This window comes from Symbiopectobacterium sp. (genome assembly GCF_051710365.1).
GTDB lineage: Bacteria > Pseudomonadota > Gammaproteobacteria > Enterobacterales > Enterobacteriaceae > Symbiopectobacterium.
In genome coordinates this window covers 1-22489 of the sequence record NZ_JBPETA010000020.1, presented here as the reverse complement: position 1 = coordinate 22489, position 22489 = coordinate 1, and the positions used below count along the sequence as shown (strand labels likewise).

The following is a 22489-nucleotide window of genomic DNA, read 5'->3' as shown; positions in this document are numbered from 1 at the left end:
ATCAGGCGTAACGTAAATAAATACACAGGCTCTGTTATTTTATACCGCTATGGTACTAAAAGCTGTATGCCTCTCACAGTGATAATTACGCTAGGTTGAGGGGGCGTCTGTGCTGGGGGGCGGGTCCATTTTCCCGTCAGCGTCATGCCAAGGCAGAACGTAACCAGCTACGCCATCAACATATCCCGCGCAAAGAGAATGACATCACTCAAGCCAAACATAAGTAAGGCAAATAACAGCGCAATGGAAAAGTGGCTGCGCAACACAAAAATCGAAAAATAAGAGAGCGCGATATAAAACAAAATAATCAGTAGCGCACCGGGCCAGCCTTTCAGTGAAAAAGCCTCAATGACATCGTTATGAAGATGCACGTTCAGGTAACCCAGCGCCCCCTTCATGGCTGGTGTCTGTTGTGCGAAGGCGGTGATATCTGCCGCGCGCTGTTCGGCGGATTGCCCGAACGGCGCCGCGAGCCCTGCGTCCATGCCGGATTGAACCATGGCAAACCGTGCGCCTACGGAAGTTTGACTGTTGTACTGGTTGTAGCTGCGCACGTCGTTGATCAAATCACTAGTGCGTTTATGGATCGTGTCGTGGAACAGCGCAATGCAGAGCGTTAACGTTATGATGGAGCCGAGCACGCCCTTAAGTAATTTACGTTTATTATGACGCACTTCTGATAACAGAATCATCGCCCCAATCAGGGGATAAACAAAAATGGCCGCTCGTGTCTGTGTCAGGATGATGGCACTGGTTACCAGCAAGAAATGGAGTAAATAGAGATAATATTTGTAGCGCACATTGAGCGTGAGTAATGCCTGCGCACTCAACGCTCCGATAAATGTCATAAAATAGGCCGCGCTGGTTGCCGGGCCAAAGATCAGGCTCACACGGTGCATATCGTGAAAAACTGACTGAAATAGCGCATAAGCCAGCGTCATTATGCAGACTGCGAGGGAGCCAACTTGCAGGATGGGCAATATTAACAGGCGTTTGGTGACGAGGACCTGTTTCACATGCGTAACCACATACAGAGCGGCAGACACTCCGGTCAAATAAAACAGCCATCCGGCGATGATGGTACTAAACGGCATGACGGCCAGAGTCAGCATGCACCCTGGAAACAGCGTATTTGTGGTTAAAGAGGCGCTTACCGCGGGGTATTTTGCCCAGCTGTATCTTAAATCATTCAACATATCATTGGGTCACGTAGCAAGGGCTATTCCCGTTATCCCGACCATCAGGGATGGCATGAGTGTAGCCCCGGCGTAAGCCTTTACAAAAGCGCGCTTTGCACCGATGTGTGCAGGGAAGTCGCGTCGAGAGGCTGTAAGTCTACCAACTCTGACAGCTTTTGCCGGACCGCATCGGCAGAGATAGCGCTCATGTGGTGATTTTCAGATTGTTCTACCACCTGATTGAGTCCATATCCACCAATAAGCCCTGGATCGGTAGGGCCATAGAGTGTGATATTCGGGCGATCTAATGCTGCCGTCAGGTGACTCAGGCCGGTATCGACGGAAACAACCGCTTGTGCCCCCGCCAGTACGGCGGCCACCTGCTGCAAACTCAGACGCGGTAACACGTCGACATGTGGAAAGTCGGCTGCAAGGCGCTGCGCTCGCTGATGTTCATGCTCTGCGCCCCAGGGGAGTTTGATGCGCAATCCTGACGGTTGCAGGCTGGCGATCAGTGCGAGCCAGTGAGATTCGGGCCAATGTTTTTCATCACGGGTGGTGGCGTGTAGGAATACCAGATAGCGCCCGGCATCTTCCGACGGTGCTGCCAGAAAATGCTGGGCAATACCGTAGTCCCCTCGCTCACTGGGTTTGCGATAGCTCAGGCTGGCCGCGAAAAGTTCACGAGTGCGCTTGACGGCGTGCTGCTGCCGTGCAATGCGGTGCCGGTAGTTATAGAAAATGCTGGCCAGCGGCTCACGCGCGCTGCTGCTGTCTAAACCGTGTTTTTTCCCGCGCGCGAGACGCGTGACCAACAGCGCACTTTTCAGCAACCCCTGGGCGTCAATTACCGCATCGTACTGGCGCTCTCGCAGCTGTTGCTTAAATTGCGCGCGTTCACGCCGTGTTTCTGCGCTGAACCAGCTTTTACGCCAGCGGCGGATGGCAACGGGGATCACGCGGTCAACGGCGGAATGCCAGGTGGGGATTTGGGCAAACCCTTCTTCCACCACCCAGTCAAATCGTAAATTGGGGATGACGCGCATGGCATCCGTCAAGGCAGGTAGCGTGTGCAAGACATCGCCCATGGAAGAGGTTTTAACGATCAGCACCCGCATTAGCGATGTTCCTGTGTCTGGAGGTAAGGCATCAAGGATTCCAACACGCGCTCAGGCTGAATATCAATCAGGCTTTGGTGATATCCCTGCTCGCCATCGCCTTTGCGCACGCGATGATAGCCGGTAATCAAGCGGATAACGTTGGCATGATGTGACAGCGGCGGGGTGAAATCCGGGCTGCTGGGGCCATAGAGTGCCACCAGAGGGCGGTTTAACGCGGCTGCCACGTGCATTAATCCGGAGTCATTGCTGACCACGGCGTGACAGGCGGCGATCAGCACCACGGCTTGATCCAGTGACGTTTTGCCTGCCAGATTGGTGCAAAAGGCACGCAGAGATTCGGGTAACGTATCGCGTATCGCTTCTCCCGCCTCGTTATCCTTGGCTGATCCGAACAGTACAACGTGATGGCCGCGTTCGATCAGCGTTTGTGCCAGGCTGGCATAGTGATAATGCGGCCAGCGTTTGGCGGGGCCAAATTCAGCGCCGGGGCAGAAACCAATAAGTGAGCACTCGCTTACTAAATCAAAGGTGGGGAGCACAGCGTCGATTTCTGCCTGTGCGACCTGTAGCTGCGGCCATAATAGAGGCTGCGGAAGATCTTCAGCCCGATGAATCTGGTCGCGCGGATAGGCTAGGGCGACATAGCGCTGCACCATCAGGGGAAACGCGGCTTTGTCCAATACTCGCACATCGTTAAGCAAGCCATAACGCATCTCGCCACGCCAACCGGTGCGCTCTGGCACCTTGGCAAAGAAGGGTACCAGCGCGGATTTAAACGAGTTCGGTAGCACATAGGCACGATCGTAACCTTGCTCGCGCAACGACACCCCTAAACGCCGACGTTCACCCAGCGCCAGCGCCCCGTGCCCGAGCGGCATCGCCAGCGCCTGACGCACTTCCGGCATGCGGGCCAACAGAGGGCGGCACCAGGCCGGCGCCATGACATCAATCTGTGCATCCGGGTACTGTGCTTTGAGCGAACGATACAGACTGTGGGACATCATCATGTCACCCACCCAGGATGGGCCAATCACCAGGATTTTCATAGCGTTTATCTTTTATGTTCTGTTGCTTGGCGGCCAGAAAAATGCCATCGAAGGATGCAATCCGGTGCCTGCTGCTTACCGGGAACGTGCGGCAATACATGCGTGCGGCCGCACATTGTTGTGGCGTTTACGCGGAGCGGTTCAGCCAGGCTAGGTAGTCGCTGACACCTTCAGCCACCGTTTTGAAGGGCTTGTCGTAGCCTGCCGCGCGCAGTTTGGTCAAATCGGCCTGCGTGAAGGCCTGGTAACGGCCTTTCAGTTTTTCAGGGAAAGGAATGTATTCCACCTGGCCTTTCTGGTGGAAATCCAACACGGCATCGGCCACGGCCTGGAACGACTCGGCACGACCCGTTCCGCAGTTGAAAATACCGGAAACACCGTGCTGCCAGAACCACAGGTTAACCGCAGCCACATCACCAATATAAATGAAATCGCGTTGGAAATTTTCGCTGCCGGAGAACAGTTTTGGATTTTCGCCCTGATTGATCTGGTTATTCAGATGAAACGCGACGCTCGCCATGCTGCCTTTGTGCCCTTCGCGCGGGCCGTAGACGTTGAAGTAGCGGAAGCCGCAAATCTGCGAATCTGCCTGCGGCAGAATATCGCGCACGTATTGGTCGAACAGGAATTTGGAATAGCCGTAGACGTTCAGCGGCTGTTCGTATTGGCGTTCTTCAATAAAGTCGCTGGTGCGCCCGCCGTACGTGGCTGCGGAAGAGGCGTACAGGAACGGGATGCTACGTTCCAGACAGTAGTGCAGCACCTCTTTCGAGTACTGATAGTTATTGTCCATCATGTACTTGCCGTCCCACTCCGTGGTGGAAGAGCATGCACCTTCATGGAAGATGGCATCGATATCGCCCAGATCGTCGCCTGCAACGATACTGGCGATGAAGTCTTCCTTGTCCATGTAATCGGTAATATCCAGATCGACCAGATTGACAAACTTGGTGCCGTCTTTCAGGTTATCCACCACCAAAATGTCTCGATAACCGATGTCATTCAATGAGTTAACAATATTGCTGCCGATAAAGCCGGCTCCGCCTATGACGATGATCATGGGAGTAACCCTTGTAAATCTCGTGAAGCACCACGCTCCACACTATTTATGATTGCTATCATAACATTTCGTTGCACTACAGACAGTACACCATTTTGCGCTGCCGCAAGGTTTTACCGAGGCGGTGTCGCGGCAGGTCGTGACCCACCTGGCATTTTTCAGATTCTGTGGCGTTATCTGTCACCGTAATAAACAGGATTGATTAAGCTGTGTACGGGCTTACACAAAGGAGTGACACCATGCCTGCATCGTTTTATCAGCGTCTTTCCGCGCAACTGATGGCGGCGCGAACCGACGGCCTGTTTAAAGAAGAAAGGATTATCACCACGGCGCAACGTGCTGATATCGAGGTGGCCGACGGTGGCCCTTTGCTGAATTTCTGCGCCAACAACTATCTGGGGCTGGCAGACAACCCAACCCTGATTGCAGCAGCGAAAGCGGGGTTGGACAGCCACGGTTTTGGCATGGCGTCCGTGCGTTTTATTTGCGGCACGCAAGATATCCATAAAACGCTGGAGCATAAGCTGGCGGATTTCCTCGGCATGGAAGATGCCATCCTTTACTCCTCCTGTTTCGACGCGAACGGTGGCCTGTTCGAAACCCTGCTGGGTGACGACGATGCCATCATCTCCGATGCGCTGAATCACGCCTCGATCATTGATGGCGTCCGGTTGTGTAAAGCGCGTCGCTATCGCTATGACAATAACGATATGCAGCAACTGGAAGCACAGTTGCAAAAGGCAAAAGCGGAAGGCGCTCGCACGCTGATGGTGGCGACCGACGGTGTCTTTTCAATGGATGGCGTGATCGCCAACCTGAAAGGCATTTGCGATGTGGCAGAGCGTTATGGTGCGCTGGTGATGGTGGATGACTCGCACGCGGTGGGGGTTGTCGGCAAGCAAGGGCGAGGTTCCCATGAATACTGCAATGTAATGGGGCGCGTCGATATTCTGACCGGTACGTTGGGCAAAGCGCTGGGCGGTGCGTCTGGTGGCTATGTTGCCGCGTGTAAACCGGTGATTGATTGGCTACGCCAACGCTCCCGTCCTTACCTGTTTTCCAATTCGCTGGCCCCCGCGATTGTCACGGCTTCCATTGCCGTATTGGATTTGCTGGCACAAGGTGATGCATTGCGTGAGCAGCTGTGGAAAAACGCCGCGCTATTCCGTCAGCGCATGACGGCCGCTGGATTTACGCTGTCGGGTGCCGATCACGCGATTATCCCGGTGATGCTGGGCGATGCGCGGTTGGCGCAAGATTTTGCGTTGGCCATGCAGCGTGAAGGAGTATACGTCACCGGCTTCTTCTATCCCGTGGTGCCGCAAGGGCAAGCGTGCATTCGTACGCAGATGTCGGCCGCGCACACCACGGAGCAGATAGAACATACCGTAGCCGCCTTTATTCGGGTTGGGAAACGCCTTGGTGTCGTCAGCTAACGGAGGGAAACGCATGAAAGCACTCGCCAAACTGAAGTCGGAACCCGGTATCTGGATGATGGATGCGCCGTTGCCAGAGGTGGGCCACAACGACATCATGATCAAGATCCGCAAAACGGCGATTTGCGGTACTGATGTGCATATTTACAACTGGGATAGCTGGTCGCAAAGGACCATTCCCGTTCCAATGATCGTCGGGCATGAATATGTCGGTGAAATCGTTGCCATTGGTCAGGAGGTCAGTGGCTTTCTGATTGGCGATCGCGTGGCAGGAGAGGGGCATATCACCTGCGGTTTTTGCCGCAATTGCCGCGCGGGACGGCGTCATCTTTGCCGTAACACCATCGGCGTTGGCGTTAATCGTCCCGGTGCCTTTGCCGAATATCTGGTGATCCCGGCATTTAATGCGTTTCCTATTCCTGATGGAATCTCTGATGAGCTGGCCGCGATTTTCGATCCCTTTGGCAATGCCGTGCATACCGTGCTGTCGTTCGATATGGTCGGTGAAGATGTGTTGATTTCAGGCGCTGGTCCGATAGGCATTATGGCGGCGGCGGTGTGCCGCCATGTTGGGGCGCGCCATGTGGTGATCACCGACGTTAAATGAATATCGACTGGAGCTGGCGCGCAAAATGGGCGTTACGCGAGCGGTGAATGTGGCGCAAGAGACGCTGGCGGATGTCATGTTGTCGCTGGGGATGCGTGAAGGGTTTGATGTGGGCCTGGAAATGTCCGGCGCGCCAGCCGCGATGCACGCGTTGTTGCATGCCATGAACCACGGTGGGTGGGTGGCGCTGCTTGGCATTCCGCCGGAGCCGATGATGGTTGATTGGAACGAAGTGATTTTCAAAGGGCTGACGATCAAAGGAATCTACGGGCGGGAGATGTTCGAAACCTGGTATAAAATGGCGTCATTAATCCAATCTGGCCTCGATTTAACGCCGATTATCACTCATCACTTCCCAATAGATGACTTTCAGCAGGGCTTTGATGTGATGCGCTCTGGGCAATCCGGCAAAGTGATTTTGCACTGGGATTAACGGCATCGTAGCGCGCCCCGAGGCCAGGGCGCGCTATGCATTTATTTATCCCCGGATGTGACCCAGGTACGCCAGCGCTGCTCTATAAAATGAACGGGCGCACTGTCACGTAAGCTTTCCCCGATCAGTTTAAAGAAGACGTCGTTACCCACCGGCGGTAGTGGCTGTTTAATAGTACACAGTTGCGGTTTGCGGAACGGTCTACGTGCTGGTTGCGCAGGGCGAGGTTCATAGGGCAGCGTCTGGTAGTGAACCGGCTCATTCAACAACTGGCTGGGGCGCACCAGAACGATATCGGTATCCAGCGTGGGCAACATCTGTTGCAGCACTTTGATAGTCGCGGGGTGCGGGTGACCGATGGCAATGGCGGAACCGGTACGGCGTGCCAGTTGCACCGCACGATTGAACTGGGTGCGAATATCCGCCTCATTCTGAGTATCGTCTAAAAAGACCTTACGCTTGATCACCTTGACGTGCGTGCCCGCCGCAGCCGGAATGGATTGGCTGCTGCCGATAGTCATGCTGTCGAGAAAGTAGAGCTGATAAGCGTTGAGGGCCTGCATCACCTTTTGCATGCCTGGCAGGCTGGAGGTCATGGCGCTGCCCATATGGTTATTTAACCCGACCGCGTAAGGGACGTTATTTACCGCCTGACGGATAATGCGTTCGATCTCTTCACTGCTCATCTCCGGGCGTAGTGTATCTTTCTCGAGAGGCTGTTTTCCCATCGGAGCCATCGGCAGGTGGATCAATATCTCGCGCCCTTGCTGGTGGGCCTTTACTGCCATGTCACGGGCATAGGGCGCGTTAGGCAACACCGCAATGGAGATGGCGGTTGGCATCGCCAGTATCTGATTTTCGTTGTGGGGCCGATAGCCGAAATCATCAATCACAATTGACAGCTTTCCCGCCATCGCCCATGAACAAAATGCCAATAACAAGGTGAAGAGAAGCGGACGGCGTACTTTTCGTAACATCGGTATCAGCAAAATGGTTTCCCTGTTATTTCCCTAACCAAGGTTGTGGGTTGACCGCCTGACCTTGACGGCGAATTTCAAAGTAGAGCGCAGGCTGGCTTTGGCCACCGCTGGTGCCCACTAATGCGATCGGTTGTCCGGCTTTCACCTGTGCGCCGACCGACACCAGTGCGCTCTGGTTATAGCCATACAGGCTCATGTCTCCCTTGCCGTGCTGCAACACCACAACAAGTCCATACCCTTGCAGCCAATCAGCCATCAGCACGGTGCCATCGGCAATGGCCTTGACATCAGTACCCTCTGGTGCCGCGATCACCAATCCCTTCCAGCGCAATTCGCCCTGCAAGGGTTCACCAAAACGGTGTTCAACCCGTCCCCTCACTGGCCAGATAGCCTGACCGGCGGGTTGGCCCAACCCGCCGGTGCGCGCCATAAGTGAACGCTCACTTTCCGATGGTTGGTAACGGCTGCCGCTGCGTTTGGCTTGTTCTTCACGTTCACGCACCTTGGCTGCCTCGCGCGCTTCGCGTTCGGCTCGCGCTTTGGCTTCGCGTTCAGCGCGGGCAATCTGGTCGCGCAGGCATGCTTCATTCTGTCGTAATTCTGTCAGTTGCTGCTGATCTTTTTCCAGCGAACTTTCCAGCGTGGATAGGGTTTGTTTACGTTCATCCCGCGCTTGCTCCAACGCCTTTTGCTGTGTTTGCTGCTCGGCGAGCAGCGTTTTTTGCGTTGCTTGCTTCTGCTCTACCTGCCGTTTCTGCGCGGCGAGCTCGGTGCGGGTGTGTTGCAACTCAGCGATGTTTTGCTGGCGCGCTTCATTCAGGTAACCAAAGTAGGCCAAAATACGCTCGCTGCGCTGGCTCTCTTCGCCGCTGAGGATCAGTTGCAAGCCGTTGTGTTGACCCTGACGAAAGGCGGCGTCTAATTGGCGTGCCAGCAGCGCTTCCTGCTGCTTTCTTTGGCTTTCGAGTTTGGTGATGGAGGTTGCCAACGCTTTAAGCTCTTCGCTAAGTGTGGCAAGCGTTCCCGTGGTGTCACGCAGTTGGCGACTGGCCCGGGCGATGGATTGTTCTTGCTGCTGCAACTGGTTGAGCAGCGTACTGCGCTGCTGTTTCTGCTCTTGAACGCGTTTTTCCTTCTCCGCGATATCCTGTTGCAGGGTCTTGAGCTGTTGCTGATTATCGGCACCGAGCCCGAGCGTCGGCCACGCAAAAGCCCCAAAGCAAACCGCGCTGATACATATCGCGAGCAGCGCATGCAGCGGCGATTTGCCTGTGCTTGAACCCTGAGCAGGCACACTGCATGGTACTCGGGGCGAGACCACTGACGCTTTCTTATTCATAAGATGGGATTATTTCACGATGGGCAGCCCCTGACCAGTCATCCTACCGCGCTTTTCTCTCTCCGGTAATGAAAGGACATGTTGCAGAGGTGCGCATCTTGGGTAAGGTTTACACAGGATGAACTGCATCAAGCATAGATAAAAAGGGTGCAATACGCATAAAATGGCACAACCGTTAGCGGCGGTCGCTACGATTTTTCTGATTCATGCCACAGATAGAGTTACAGTTTAGCGGCTTACTGGTTGTTACAGGCTGTAATTGCTGTACTGCATAGGTATACTCAGAAACCTTGATTTTTGTTGATTAACTGATTCGGGAGCTGTTACCCCCCATGCAAGAGATTATGTCGTTCGTAAGCAGGCATCCGATTATGAGTATCGCCTGGGTTGCACTGTTGGTTGCCGTTATTGTCATGACCGTGAAAAGTAAGCTTTCCAAGGTGAAAGAAATCGCGCGTGGCGAAGCCATTCAACTTATCAATAAAGAAGAAGCGGTTATCGTTGATTTGCGCAACCGTGATGATTTCCGTCGTGGTCACATTGCCAACGCCATCAACCTGCTGCCTAACGACATTAAGAATGGCAGTCTGGGCGAGTTGGAGAAACATAAAGCACGCCCTGTGATCGTCGTTTGCGTGAACGGTATCAGCTCGCGTGAATCCGCTGACAACTTTCTGAAAGCCGGTTTTGAACGCGTGTCTGTTCTGAAAGACGGCCTGTCCGGCTGGAGCGGTGAGAATCTTCCGCTGGTGCAGGGTAAATAAGCGCGATGGCGCAAGCCGAATGTCTTTAAAGCATGCCGTAAAGGTATGGTAGGTTGTAACCAGGCGCAGGTTTCCTGCGCGCATTGTTCGATTTTAAATGCACACATTGGCGTCCGCTGCCACACGGTGAATGCGGCGCATCAAAAACGTTAACATTAAAGGTATTAGCCAACATGTCCGAACAAAACTCCGCCGAAATGACTTTTCAGATTCAACGTATTTACACCAAGGATGTCTCTTTTGAAGCGCCTAATGCTCCTCAGGTGTTTCAACAGGATTGGCAACCGGAAGTTAAACTGGATCTGGATACGGCGTCCAGCCAACTGGCGGAAGACGTGTATGAAGTTGTGCTGCGCGTAACGGTAACTTCGACGTTGGGCGAAAATACCGCGTTCCTGTGTGAAGTTCAGCAAGCGGGTATTTTCACCGTTGGCGGTCTGGAAGGCACGCAACTGGCACATTGCCTGGGCGCTTACTGCCCGAACATTCTGTTCCCGTATGCGCGTGAATGTGTGACCAGCATGGTGACACGCGGTACATTCCCGCAGTTGAATCTGGCGCCGGTGAATTTCGATGCGCTGTTCATGAACTATCTGCAACAGCAAACGGAAGGGCAGTCCGCAGAAGGTGAAAACGGCGCACCGCGCCTGGATGCCTGATGAGCACCGCTAATGCTTCCATGACAGTGGTCGGTGCCGGTTCATACGGCACCGCCCTGGCGATTACGCTGGCCCGCAATGGCCACTCCGTGGTGCTGTGGGGACACGATCCTGCGCACATACAGACATTGCAGGCCGCCCGGTGTAACCAGGCGTTCCTGCCGGATGTGCCTTTCCCCGATACGCTGCACCTCGAGTCTGATTTAGCGCAGGCGTTGGCGGCGAGTCGCGATATTTTGGTGGTGGTGCCGAGCCATGTGTTTGGTGATGTGCTGCGTCAGCTAAAACCGCTGCTGTGTGCCGATGCGCGCTTGGTGTGGGCGACAAAAGGGTTGGAGGCAGAAACCGGGCGCTTGTTGCAAGATGTGGCGCGGGAAGCAATAGGTGAAGAGATTCCTCTGGCGGTGATTTCTGGTCCGACGTTCGCGAAAGAACTCGCGGCGGGATTACCCACCGCTATCGCGCTGGCCGCGACAGACAAAACGTTTTCTGACGATCTGCAAACGTTGCTGCACTGTGGTAAGAGTTTTCGCGTTTACAGTAACCCCGATCTTATCGGCGTTCAGCTTGGCGGCGCGGTAAAAAATGTGATTGCTATTGGCGCTGGCATGTCCGATGGCATTGGCTTTGGTGCCAATGCGCGCACGGCGCTTATCACGCGTGGGCTGGCGGAAATGACGCGGCTTGGCGTGGCGCTTGGGGCCGATCCCGCCACGTTTATGGGGATGGCGGGGCTGGGAGATCTGGTGCTGACCTGTACCGATAACCAATCTCGTAACCACCGCTTTGGCATGATGCTGGGCCAGGGGCTGGATGTACAAAGCGCTCAGGATCAGATTGGTCAGGTGGTGGAAGGTTATCGCAATACCAAAGAGGTGCTGGTGTTGGCGCAGCGTCATGGGGTAGAAATGCCCATCAGTGAACAACTGTGGCAGGTTTTATACTGTGGCAAGGCCGCGCGCGAAGCGGCGCTTACCCTGCTTGGTAGAACGCGCAAAGACGAAAGCGAGCGCGAATAATACAACGTTATCCCTTGAGGCCAACGGTGACGCTGGTCTTCTGGCGTTTTTTGGCTTTTATATCGTATGCTGGCGGCTACGCGAGTCTTTGGCAAGCGTGCCGGGCGATAACAATAAATGCAACGTGTCAGCGCATCGCAATGAACGGTGCGGCAGGGGAGTGAAGGCAATGTCGACTGATGAATTGGAATTGGTGTGGGCAAATATCAAAGCAGAAGGCCGATCGCTGGCTGATTGCGAGCCGATGTTGGCCAGCTTTTTTCATGCCACATTGCTGAAACATGAAAACCTGGGCAGCGCATTGAGTTATATGCTGGCGAACAAGTTGGCAAATTCCATCATGCCGGCGATCGCCATTCGCGAAGTGGTGGAAGAGGCCTACCGTGCCGATCCGCAAATGATTCTGTCAGCCGCGTGCGACATTCGCGCGGTGTGTCAGCGTGACCCGGCGGTGGATAAATACTCCACGCCGCTGCTTTACCTGAAGGGATTTCATGCGCTTCAGGCCTACCGCATTGGTCATTGGCTCTGGTATCAGGGGCGCAAAGCGCTGGCCATATATTTTCAGAACCAGATTTCGGTGTCTTTTGGCGTCGATATTCACCCGGCTGCGACCATTGGCTGTGGGATCATGCTCGATCATGCCACCGGGATTGTGATCGGTGAGACGGCGGTGGTGGAAAATGACGTGTCTATCCTGCAATCTGTCACCTTGGGCGGGACCGGGAAAACCAGCGGCGATCGCCATCCCAAGATCCGCGAAGGGGTCATGATCGGCGCGGGTGCCAAGATTCTCGGTAATATTGAAGTCGGGCGTGGCGCAAAAATTGGCGCAGGTTCCGTGGTGTTGCAACCGGTTCCGGCGCATACCACGGCGGCGGGTGTGCCAGCGCGCATTGTAGGGCGTCCGGAAAGCGACAAACCCGCGATGGACATGGATCAATACTTCAATGGGATCAATCGGGGATTTGAATACGGCGATGGGATTTGAGTTCTTCTTATCGTAAGCTGTTTTTCAAATGATTTTCCCTACTTATATCGCATACTATCCGAATATTCAGCTGAACTAAGATATTTTCTTATAAGAAATATCTTAAATATTGCCGCTTCACCGACAATTACACGCAATATAGCGTGTGAATCCGTCATAATACCGCTTTGGACAGGCCTTTTACCCGGGGTCTGTTTCCCTAAACCAGACTTTCCCTGTCATCTGACGGTTCAGGTCTCGCAACAATATTGATGGTTTACGAGAAGCAAAGATGTATCTGATGCGAGTGATATTTACCCTTTTCCCTTTTCTGTTCTCGCTTCCTTCTCTCGCTGCCCCAACGGATTCCGCCGTGGAAATGTCGAAGGAGTCTGTGCAGAGCAATGTGCAGGGCAGTTGGTGGCAAAAAGCCAAATTTAATCTGTCAGAAACCTGGTCGAACTCGTCAAGTCAGGATCTCTATATCCCGGCTATCACCTGGCATAACCGCTGGACTTACGACAAAGAGAAAACCGACAAGTACAATGAACGTCCCTGGGGTGCGTGCTATGGCGTGTCACGTCTGGATGCCGAGGGCGATTGGCACGGTCTGTACCTGATGGCCTTCAAGGATTCCTTCAACAAATGGGGGCCCATCGGCGGTTATGGCTTTGAGAAACGCTGGACGCCTACCACGAATCCGGATTTCCAATTGGGTGCGGGTTTCACCGCTGGCGTTACTATGCGGGACAACTGGCACTATATCCCGATTCCGGTGCTATTGCCGCTGGTCTCGGTGAACTATCAGCGCCTCTCCTTTCAGGCGACCTACATTCCTGGCACCTACAACAACGGCAACGTCTTTTTTGCCTGGCTGCGCTGGCAAATCTGATTGTTGGTATATAAACCAAATGTAAACCGCATTGGTCGAGGATTATGCAGCCAATGCGGTACAATGGCCCCTTATCGTTTTTACTAGGGTGTCAGCGTGTTATTACTGGTCATTACCACCATTCTGTGGGCATTTTCATTCAGCCTGATTGGCGAATATCTGGCGGGGCAGGTCGATAGCTGGTTCTCTGCCATGTTTCGTTTAGTGCTGGCCGCCGTAGTTTTTCTGCCGTTCCTGCGTTGGCGTGGGTATTCAGCCAAAGTATTGGGGCTGTATTTGCTGATCGGCGTGATCCAACTGGGCGTGATGTACCTGCTGCTGTTCCGTAGTTATCTCTATCTCGATGTTCCGACCCTGCTGTTGTTTTCAGTAATGACGCCGCTGTACGTCACGTTGATTTACGATGTAATCAGCGGGCGGCGCTTGCGCTGGGGCTATGCCTTTAGCGCGTTGCTGGCAGTATTGGGGGCCGTAGTCATCCACTATCATGGCGTCAGTGCGCATTTTTGGCATGGTTTTCTGCTGATTCAGGCTGCCAACATTTGCTTCGCCGCAGGGCAAGTGGGCTATAAACGCCTGATGGAGCTGCACCCGATGCCGCAGCACAGTGCGTTTTCCTGGTTCTATCTGGGGGCGGGGTTGGTGACGTTGGTAGCGTGGGGACTGTTTGGCAACTTCACCAAGCTACCCACTGCCCCGATACAGTGGGGCGTGTTGGTTTTCCTGGGGGCGATTGTCTCCGGCCTGGGCTATTTCATGTGGAACTACGGTGCTACCAAGGTGGATGCGGGCATGCTGAGTATCATGAACAACTTTCACGTCCCTGCCGGACTACTGGTTAACTTCCTCTTCTGGCAGAAGACGCCCGACTGGGGGCGTTTCGCGCTGGGGTCTCTGATTATCCTTGCGGCTTTGTGGGTACACCAGCGCTGGGTCGTGCAGCATCCCGAACGAACGGCAGATGCGAACACGCGTGCTGGCGGGCAGAACGAATAAAGGCCTCGGCGCTGCTCTCCATCGCGTACCGCAGCGTACAGTCGGCTCCACAACCCCTCACCCAGCGTTTTGGTCACCACCAAACCCTGATGCTCAAAACTTTCCACTACCCAGTGTGGCAGCGCGGCAATACCCATGCATGCCGCCACCATCTGAATCAGCAACAGGGTGTTATCCACGCTCTTTAGCGTTGGACTGATGCCAGCCGGTTGCAGGAAATGACGCCAGATGTCCAGGCGCTGGCGCTGAACCGGATAGATCATCAGGATCTCATTGGCGAGATCCTCCGGTGAAATCGTCTCTTTACTCGCTAATGCATGGTCCGGCGCCAGCACCAGTCTCACTTCAAAATCAAACATCGGTGAATAGTGCAACCCACTGCGCGGCAAAATGTCCGATGTCATCACCAGATCCAATTCCCCCCTGTTGCAGTGCCGGTTGGGGATCAAAGGTGACACCGGATTTGAAGTCCATGTTCACCTGCGGCCACTGGTTGTGGAAATGCTCCAGAGCGGGCGTCAGCCACTGAATACAGCTATGGCACTCAATCGCCAGACGCAGCGTGGTCTGATGCGGTTCGTTGCATGCCTGCAACGCCTGTTGAATCTGGGGCAACACCTGATCGGCCAATTGCAGCAGGATTTCCCCCTGAGGAGTAAAGCGCAGCGGTTGGCTCTTACGTACAAACAGCCGAAAACCCAGAAGCTGCTCCAGCTCACTGAACTGGTGGGAAAGCGCCGATTGCGTCTGGTGAAGCTGCGCGGCAACGGCTGCCAGCGAGCCTGTGCCGCGCAGTGCTTGCAGTGTCCGTAAGTGTTTCAGTTCGATCATGAGAGTCCTTCACAATGACAGTGAATAATTTGCGCTTGTGCATTATACAGTACCTATTGATTATGGATGTGTAAACATCTGGACGGCTAAATGAGGATCAACGATGGCAATTTTAAATCACACACTGGGTTTTCCGCGCGTTGGACTGCGCCGTGAACTGAAAAAAGCGCAAAAAGGCTATTGGGCAGGCAACCTTACTCAGGCTGAACTGCTGGAAGTGGGCAAATCGCTGCGGGCACGTCACTGGCAACAGCAGAAAGACGCTGGCGTTGACCTGCTTCCAGTGGGTGATTTTGCCTGGTACGATCACGTTCTGACCACCAGCCTGCTGCTGGGTAACGTGCCTGCGCGCCACCAAAATGCCGATGGCAAAGTTGATATCGACACGCTGTTCCGCATTGGCCGTGGCCGTGCGCCGACGGGCGAACCGGCGGCCGCCGCAGAGATGACCAAATGGTTTAACACCAACTACCACTACATGGTGCCCGAGTTCACTCAGGGACAGCGTTTTGCCCTGACCTGGACGCAACTGCTCGACGAAGTGGATGAAGCGCTGGCGCTGGGCCACAAGGTCAAACCTGTGCTGCTGGGGCCGGTGACCTACCTGTGGTTGGGCAAAGTAAAGGGTGACGCATTCGATCGTCTCTCCCTGCTGAAAGACATTCTGCCGGTGTATCAACAGGTGCTGGCAAAACGTGGTATCGAGTGGGTGCAAATTGATGAGCCAGCACTGGTGCTGGAACTGCCGCAAGAGTGGCTGGATGCCTTTAAACCGGCTTACGATGCGTTGCAGGGCTCGGTCAAACTGCTGCTGACCACCTATTTTGACAGCATCGGCCATAACCTGGATACCCTCCGTGCGCTGCCGGTACAAGGTCTGCATGTGGATCTGGTGCACGGCAAGGATGATGCCGCTGCGCTGCTGGCACAACTGCCGGCTGATTGGCTGGTATCACTGGGTGTGATTAACGGTCGTAACGTGTGGCGTGCGGATCTCAGCACCTGGTTTGAACGCCTGCAACCGCTGGTCGGGCAGCGTCAACTGTGGATCGGTTCTTCCTATTCTCTGCTGCACAGCCCGATCGATCTGAGCGTGGAAACGCGTCTGGATGACGAAGTTAAAAGCTGGTTCGCCTTCTCATTGCAGAAGTGTGCTGAGCTGTCGCTGCTGACAGCGGCACTGAACAGCGGCGAGGGTGCTGCTCTGGTGGAATACAGCGCATCGATTCGTGCGCGCAGCACCTCAACGCGTGTTAACAATGCGGCAGTGACTCAGCGTCTGGCGGCGATCACCGCTCAGGATAGCCAGCGTCAACACGCCTATCCGGTACGTGCCGAGGCACAGCGCGCACGTTTCAATCTGCCCGACTGGCCGACTACCACCATTGGTTCCTTCCCGCAAACCACGGAAATTCGTGGCCTGCGTCTGGACTTCAAGCAAGGCCGCCTTGATGGTAACAACTACCGTACCGGCATCGCTGAACACATCAAACAGGCGATTGTCGAGCAGGAACGTCTGGGTCTGGACGTATTGGTGCACGGTGAAGCAGAATGTAACGACATGGTCGAGTATTTTGGTGAACACCTGGACGGCTTTATCTTCACTCAAAACGGGTGGGTGCAGAGCTACGGTTCACGCTGCGTGAAGCCGCCAGTGATCATCGGTGATATTAGCCGCCCGGAACCGATCACGGTCGAGTGGGCAAAGTATGCCCAATCCCTGACCGACAAGCCGGTAAAAGGCATGTTGACCGGGCCGGTGACCATCCTGTGCTGGTCGTTCCCGCGCGAAGATGTCAGCCGTGAAACCATTGCCAAGCAGATCGCGCTGGCACTGCGTGATGAAGTGGCGGATTTGGAAAGTGCAGGTATCGGTATTATCCAGATTGATGAACCGGCACTGCGTGAAGGGCTGCCGCTGCACCGTTCTGACTGGCAGGCTTATCTGGCATGGGGCGTGGAAGCATTCCGTCTGAATGCGGCCGTGGTAAGGGATGACACCCAGATTCACACCCACATGTGTTACTGCGAGTTTAACGACATCATGGACTCCATTGCGGCACTGGATGCGGATGTGATCACCATTGGAACCTCGCGTTCCGACATGGAGCTGTTGGAGTCGTTCGAAGAGTTCGAGTACCCGAATGAAATCGGGCCGGGCGTGTACGACATCCACTCACCGAACGTACCGAGCGTGGAATGGATTGAGGCGCTGTTGCGTAAAGCGGCGCAGCGTATTCCCGCCGAGCGCCTGTGGGTCAACCCGGACTGCGGCCTGAAAACGCGCGGCTGGCCGGAAACGCGTCAATCGCTGGCTAACATGGTCGAAACGGCGCAGCGCTTGCGCGCCACTGAAGCTTAACCTCACGAAGTTGGTACCAAACGCAGGGCGGTTTCTCCCTGCGTTTTTTTCTGCTTACTTCACACCGTATTGCGCAAACCACGCCAGCATACGCTGCCAGCCATCCTGAGCAGACGCTTGATGGTAGCTGGAGCGATAATCCGCATGGAAAGCGTGTCCCGCCTCGGGATACACCACAATCTCCGCCGTGGCGTTGGCGGCGCGTAGCGCCTGTCGCATCAGCTCTACCTGATCGAGCGGGATACTGCCATCTTCTGCGCCGTACAAACCGAGCACGGGTGCACTGAGATAGGCTGCGATATCAACCGGGTTTTTCGGCGTGGTCAGGGTTTTGTTACCGGAAAATTTACCGTACTAGGCAACCGCGGCTTTCAACTGCGGATTGTGCGCCGCATACAGCCAACTGATGCGTCCGCCCCAACAGAAGCCGGTAATCCCTATTTTGTTGGCATCGCCGCCTTGTCGCACGGCACAGTTGGTCGCGCGATCGAGATCCAATAGCACCTGTGCATCCGGCACTTTACTGACCAATCCGCTCAGCAACGTCGGAATATCATCATACTGATGTGGATCGCCCTGACGAAAATACAGTTCTGGCGCGATGGCAAGATAACCCTGTTTCGCTAGCCGACGGCAGACATCCTGAATATGCTGATGCACCCCAAAAATTTCCTGCACCACCAGAATGATGGGATAAGGCACGTCGCCTGATGCCGGTTTGGCGAGGTAGGCGGGAAGCTGCTCACCTTGGGACGGAATGGTGGTCTCACCCGCGATAATCCCTTGGCTGTCGGTGAGGATAGTTGACTCGGCATGGGGCGTAACGGCACGGGTCATCGCCCGATCGGTTTGTCGGAGTTCCAGCGGTTCGGCCACTTTCATGGTGGTTGTTCTCCTCTTGAGCATAAAAGGGATTATTGGTGTGACAACGCGCAATTTATAAGTGTATACCACTGTATTGGTTTCTTTTGGTAGTGAGATATATCACTGCTGTTAGGGTACTGATGCGCTAGGATAATAAACGGTACTATCTTGCCCATGATGAGGAGACGAGTATGTCTGAATCTGATGTGTTCCACCTGGGGTTAACCAAACAGGGGCTGCAAGGGGCGACGTTAGCCATTGTGCCCGGGCGATCCGGCGCGGGTTGAAAAAATCGCGCGCGAGATGGATAACCCTGTGTTTCTGGCCGCGCACCGTGAATTTACCACCTGGCGTGCTACGCTTGCAGGGCAACCGGTGGTTATCTGCTCTACGGGTATTGGCGGCCCCTCGACCTCCATTGCGGTGGAAGAACTGGCGCAATTAGGCGTCAGAACCTTTCTGCGCGTGGGCACCACCGGGGCGATCCAGCCTGATATGAATGTGGGTGACGTGTTGGTGACGGCGGCAGCAGTGCGTTTGGACGGTGCCAGCCTGCACTTTGCGCCGCTAGAGTATCCGGCCGTGGCCGATTTTGCGTGCACTGCCGCGCTGGTTGATGCTGCGAAGGCCTCCGGTTTCCCGCTGCACATTGGCGTAACCGCCTCTTCGGATACGTTTTATCCGGGGCAAGAGCGCTACGATACCTATTCTGGGCGCGTCGTGCGGCGTTTTCAAGGCTCGATGCAAGAGTGGCAAAGCATGGGAGTGCTGAATTATGAAATGGAGTCGGCCACGCTGCTTACCATGTGTTCCAGTCAGGGATTGCGGGCGGGCATGGTCGCAGGCGTGATCGTCAACCGCACCCAGCAGGAAACGCCGGATGTTGCGACGATGAAACTGGCAGAAACCGCTGCCGTTACGGTGGTGCTGGATGCAGCACGCCGGCTATTGAGTGCCTGAGTTTTCCGCCACGTATTGCAAGGAGTAGTATGACAACATCAGCACCACGCCATCCCTCTCTGGTTGCGTTAGAGGGTGGCATCAATTTCCGTGATTTAGGTGGATTGCGTACGGCGGATGGCCGTTCTATTCGTGCGACTAGACTGTTTCGAGCTGGGGCATTACACCGTCTTAGTCCGGCGGATTGCGAGCATCTGGCGGGCGTCCCCGTCTCTCATGTCGTTGATTACCGCGATGTGGCTGAGGCGGCGCAAAGACCCGATGTCCTGTGGACCGGCGCACAGTATCACGCCTGCCCGGCTAACCCGGTTCGGCATCAGGTCACGGCAGATCTGGAATCTGCACGCGAAAAAAAAGCGTATGACCTTGATGCACAAGCCTTCATGTTAATGCTTTACCGCCAGTTGCCTTTCAATAATCCGGCTTATCGTCATCTGGTGGCGCTATTGCTGAGGCCAGAAGAAGGGGCATTGGTGCAGCATTGCGCTGTCGGAAAAGATCGCACAGGTATTGGCGTAGCGTTGGTACTGTTCGCTCTGGGGGTAGATGAAAAAACGGTGATGGAAGATTACCTGCTGACAGATACCACGCTGGCTCCTTTTCGTAACGAATTACTGACCAGTTTGGCAGAAACCATGAGTGAGAAGGAGTTATCGGACTTCTCCTACATTCTGTCCGTGAGGGAAATGTTTTTGGCCACTGCGCTAAAAACCATTAAGGAGCAGTACGGGTCTATAAACCGTTGGCTGGCGACGGACTATGGGCTGGATGATGACGCGCGCTACCAGTTGCAGCGTAAGTATCTGGTTGACTAGGTAAAGCAAGGCGATATCCCGCCTCAGTGCGAGGCGGGAACAGAGCGTTGTTGCGGTTAGCCCGTGTTGCGCATACCCGCTGCCACGCCGGCAATGGTCACCATCAGCGCCAGTTCCACTTCCGGGCTGGGGTTCTCCTGCTCACGCGAACGGTGTAACAGCTCGGCTTGCAGCACGTTTAATGGGTCGGTATAGACGTTACGCAGCGCGATAGACTCAGCAATCCACGGCAAATCTGCCATCAGATGGTCATCGTTGGAAATCCGCAGCACCACGTTGATATCTGCCGCCAACTGGTCACGCAGCTCTTTGCCCAACGGCCACAGCTTTTCGTCGACCAGACGCTGATCGTAGTATTCCGCCAGCCACAGGTCCGCTTTGGCGAACACCATTTCCAGCATCCCGATACGCGTGGAGAAGAACGGCCAGTCGCGGCACATGGTTTCCAGCGCTTTCTGCTGACCATTTTCCACGATTTTTTGCAGCGCAGCGCCCGCGCCCAACCAGGCTGGCAGCATCAGGCGGTTTTGTGTCCAGGCAAAAATCCACGGAATAGCGCGCAGGCTTTCTACACCACCGTTTGGGCGGCGTTTGGCCGGGCGTGAGCAGAGCGGCAGTTTACCCAGTTCCAGTTCCGGCGTTGCGGCGCGGAAGTAAGGTGCAAAGTCCTGATTTTCAAGCACATAACCGCGATACATATCGCAAGACACGCGAGAAAGCTCATCCATTATGTCGTGCCATTCCGGTTTCGGTTCTGGCGGCGGCAGCAGGTTGGCCTCTCAAGGATAGCACCGGTATAGAGCGACAAACTGCTGATGGTCACTTCCGGTAAACCGAACTTGAAGCGGATCATTTCGCCCTGTTCGGTGACGCGCAGGCCGCCTTTCAGGCTGCCCGGCGGTTGTGACAGCAGGGCGGCGTGAGCCTGTGCGCCACCGCGACCGATGGAGCCGCCGCGTCCGTGGAACAGCGTAAGCGCAATGCCTGCTTTCTCGCAGGTTTTGATCAGTGCGTCCTGCGCGCGGTATTGCGCCCAGGAAGCCGCCATCACGCCTGCATCTTTGGCGGAGTCGGAATAGCCGATCATCACCATCTGCTTGCCCTGGATAAAGCCCCGATACCAATCGATACCCAGTAGTTGTTTCATCACATTGTCGGCGTTGTTCAGGTCATCCAGCGTTTCAAACAGCGGAGCGACCGGCAAGGCGAACGGGCAGCCCGCTTCTTTTAACAACAAGTGTACGGCCAGCACATCGGACGGTGTGCGCGCCATAGAGATCACGTAAGCGGCGATAGAGCCCTGCGGCGCTTCGGCGATCACCTGGCAGGTATCCAGCACTTCTTTGGTTTCTGCGCTCGGTTCCCACTGACGGGGCAACAGCGGACGTTTGGAACTTAATTCTCGAATCAGGAACGCTTGCTTGTCGGATTCAGACCAGCTTTCGTAGTCGCCCAGCCCAAGGTAGCGGGTGATTTCCGCCAGCGCTTCGGTGTGACGCGTGCTTTCCTGACGCGCATCGATACGTACCAACGGCACGCCGAAGCAGCGCACGCGGCGCAGGGTATCGAGCAGTTGGCCGTCGGCGATAATGCCCATGCCACAGGCATGTAGCGATTGGTAACACGCGTGCAGCGGTTCCCACAGCTGTCCGTTGTGTTCCAGCAGATCGTGCGGACGCAGCGTGCGCTCGCCTTTCAGGCTGCCCTCAAGGTAAGTCAGGGTCGCGTTAAGCTGCGCACGCAGGGATTTCATAATAACGCGGTAGGGTTCCTGAACCTCTTCCCCTTCTGCGATACCGGCGCGCTCACGCAGTTCCGGTGTGCATTCCGACATGGAAAGCTCGGACACCAGCACCTGAATATCGCGTAAAAACAGGTCTGCGGCTTTCCAACGGCTCAGTAGTAGGACGTGACGGGTGATTTTGGCGGTCACGTTTGGGTTGCCGTCGCGGTCGCCGCCCATCCAGGAGGTAAAGCGCACGGGGACAGAATCCACCGGCAGGCGGAAACCAAAGGATTTTTCCAATTGCTCATCTAGGCTGTGTCCCTTAATTGCGTAACCGGTGGTAAAACACGCGGATGCAGCCCAGTTTCACCATTGCTAGATAGTTTCTTGCCGTTTTTTCATAACGTGTGGCGATCCGTCGATATTCCTTT

Annotated in this window: 15 protein-coding genes and 6 pseudogenes; 11 read left to right on the top strand and 10 right to left on the bottom strand. The window is 55.0% G+C overall.

Going from position 1 to position 22489, the window contains the following annotated elements; all coding sequences use genetic code 11:
• Positions 1 to 167: 167 nt before the first annotated feature.
• From ACTBDZ_RS03300 to rfaD, 4 genes are all read right to left on the bottom strand, one after another.
• Positions 168 to 1112 carry an O-antigen ligase family protein gene (locus tag ACTBDZ_RS03300; RefSeq protein WP_438814228.1) on the bottom strand — a complete coding sequence of 315 codons (945 nt, stop codon included), beginning with the start codon at positions 1110 to 1112 and terminating at the stop codon, positions 168 to 170.
• A 164-nt stretch (positions 1113 to 1276) separates the two neighbouring features.
• Positions 1277 to 2296 carry a lipopolysaccharide heptosyltransferase RfaC gene (gene rfaC / locus ACTBDZ_RS03295; RefSeq protein ID WP_438814227.1) on the bottom strand — a complete coding sequence of 340 codons (1020 nt, stop codon included), beginning with the start codon at positions 2294 to 2296 and terminating at the stop codon, positions 1277 to 1279.
• On the bottom strand, positions 2296 to 3345 hold the full coding sequence (gene rfaF, locus ACTBDZ_RS03290; RefSeq protein ID WP_438814226.1) for an ADP-heptose--LPS heptosyltransferase RfaF: 1050 nt from the start codon (positions 3343 to 3345) through the stop codon (positions 2296 to 2298). Before rfaF ends, rfaC begins: the two co-directional genes overlap by 1 nt.
• A gap of 127 nt (positions 3346 to 3472) precedes the next feature.
• Positions 3473 to 4405, bottom strand: coding sequence for an ADP-glyceromanno-heptose 6-epimerase (gene rfaD, locus ACTBDZ_RS03285; protein ID WP_438814225.1), 933 nt, complete (start codon positions 4403 to 4405; stop codon positions 3473 to 3475).
• A 239-nt stretch (positions 4406 to 4644) separates the two neighbouring features.
• On the opposite strand from rfaD, the gene ACTBDZ_RS03280 reads away from it, so the two are divergent.
• Together ACTBDZ_RS03280 and tdh are read left to right on the top strand one after the other, a co-directional pair.
• Positions 4645 to 5841: a glycine C-acetyltransferase gene (locus tag ACTBDZ_RS03280; RefSeq protein WP_438814224.1), complete on the top strand. Its 1197-nt coding sequence runs from the start codon at positions 4645 to 4647 to the stop codon at positions 5839 to 5841.
• A 13-nt stretch (positions 5842 to 5854) separates the two neighbouring features.
• Positions 5855 to 6881, top strand: a pseudogene (gene tdh / locus ACTBDZ_RS03275) (L-threonine 3-dehydrogenase).
• A gap of 41 nt (positions 6882 to 6922) precedes the next feature.
• On the opposite strand, the gene ACTBDZ_RS03270 reads toward tdh, so the two are convergent.
• A complete protein-coding gene (locus ACTBDZ_RS03270) occupies positions 6923 to 7858 on the bottom strand; it encodes a divergent polysaccharide deacetylase family protein (RefSeq protein WP_438814236.1) in 936 nt (311 codons plus the stop codon).
• A gap of 25 nt (positions 7859 to 7883) precedes the next feature.
• A complete protein-coding gene (gene envC, locus ACTBDZ_RS03265) occupies positions 7884 to 9200 on the bottom strand; it encodes a murein hydrolase activator EnvC (RefSeq protein ID WP_438814223.1) in 1317 nt (438 codons plus the stop codon).
• Between the two features lie 332 nt (positions 9201 to 9532).
• Between envC and ACTBDZ_RS03260 the strand changes: the two genes are divergently transcribed.
• The 6 genes from ACTBDZ_RS03260 (at position 9533) to ACTBDZ_RS03235 (ending at position 14500) form a co-directional block, all read left to right on the top strand.
• A complete protein-coding gene (locus ACTBDZ_RS03260) occupies positions 9533 to 9964 on the top strand; it encodes a rhodanese-like domain-containing protein (RefSeq protein ID WP_438814222.1) in 432 nt (143 codons plus the stop codon).
• A gap of 173 nt (positions 9965 to 10137) precedes the next feature.
• The gene (secB, locus tag ACTBDZ_RS03255) at positions 10138 to 10623 is read left to right on the top strand and encodes a protein-export chaperone SecB (RefSeq protein ID WP_415672474.1); all 486 of its coding nucleotides are present in this window, start codon (positions 10138 to 10140) and stop codon (positions 10621 to 10623) included.
• Positions 10623 to 11642: an NAD(P)H-dependent glycerol-3-phosphate dehydrogenase gene (gene gpsA, locus ACTBDZ_RS03250; RefSeq protein ID WP_438814221.1), complete on the top strand. Its 1020-nt coding sequence runs from the start codon at positions 10623 to 10625 to the stop codon at positions 11640 to 11642. Before secB ends, gpsA begins: the two co-directional genes overlap by 1 nt.
• A gap of 169 nt (positions 11643 to 11811) precedes the next feature.
• Complete coding sequence (cysE, locus tag ACTBDZ_RS03245) at positions 11812 to 12633, top strand: serine O-acetyltransferase (RefSeq protein ID WP_264626276.1); 822 nt, start codon at positions 11812 to 11814, stop codon at positions 12631 to 12633.
• 280 nt (positions 12634 to 12913) lie between these two features.
• Positions 12914 to 13504, top strand: a complete 591-nt coding sequence (gene pagP / locus ACTBDZ_RS03240; RefSeq protein ID WP_438814220.1) for a lipid IV(A) palmitoyltransferase PagP — start codon at positions 12914 to 12916, stop codon at positions 13502 to 13504.
• Positions 13505 to 13600: 96 nt separating this feature from the next.
• Positions 13601 to 14500, top strand: a complete 900-nt coding sequence (locus ACTBDZ_RS03235; RefSeq protein ID WP_438814219.1) for a carboxylate/amino acid/amine transporter — start codon at positions 13601 to 13603, stop codon at positions 14498 to 14500.
• Here ACTBDZ_RS03235 and metR read toward each other — a convergent pair.
• Positions 14403 to 15331, bottom strand: a pseudogene (gene metR, locus ACTBDZ_RS03230) (HTH-type transcriptional regulator MetR). The gene ACTBDZ_RS03235 and the pseudogene metR sit on opposite strands and share 98 nt — an antisense overlap.
• A 103-nt stretch (positions 15332 to 15434) precedes the next feature.
• Here metR and metE point away from each other — a divergent pair.
• Positions 15435 to 17693 (top strand): 5-methyltetrahydropteroyltriglutamate--homocysteine S-methyltransferase, encoded by a 2259-nt coding sequence (gene metE / locus ACTBDZ_RS03225; RefSeq protein WP_438814218.1) that lies wholly within the window; start codon positions 15435 to 15437, stop codon positions 17691 to 17693.
• Between the two features lie 54 nt (positions 17694 to 17747).
• Here the strand turns inward: metE and ACTBDZ_RS03220 are convergent.
• Positions 17748 to 18575: pseudogene (locus ACTBDZ_RS03220) on the bottom strand (dienelactone hydrolase family protein).
• Positions 18576 to 18748: 173 nt separating this feature from the next.
• Between ACTBDZ_RS03220 and udp the strand changes: the two are divergent.
• A pseudogene (gene udp, locus ACTBDZ_RS03215) lies at positions 18749 to 19517 on the top strand (uridine phosphorylase).
• A gap of 29 nt (positions 19518 to 19546) precedes the next feature.
• Positions 19547 to 20332: a tyrosine-protein phosphatase gene (locus ACTBDZ_RS03210; RefSeq protein ID WP_438814217.1), complete on the top strand. Its 786-nt coding sequence runs from the start codon at positions 19547 to 19549 to the stop codon at positions 20330 to 20332.
• A 56-nt stretch (positions 20333 to 20388) separates the two neighbouring features.
• Here ACTBDZ_RS03210 and ppc read toward each other — a convergent pair.
• Positions 20389 to 22370 (bottom strand): annotated as a pseudogene (gene ppc / locus ACTBDZ_RS03205) (phosphoenolpyruvate carboxylase); the annotation flags it as partial.
• Positions 22371 to 22380: 10 nt separating this feature from the next.
• Positions 22381 to 22489 (bottom strand): annotated as a pseudogene (locus ACTBDZ_RS03200) (IS5 family transposase); the annotation flags it as partial.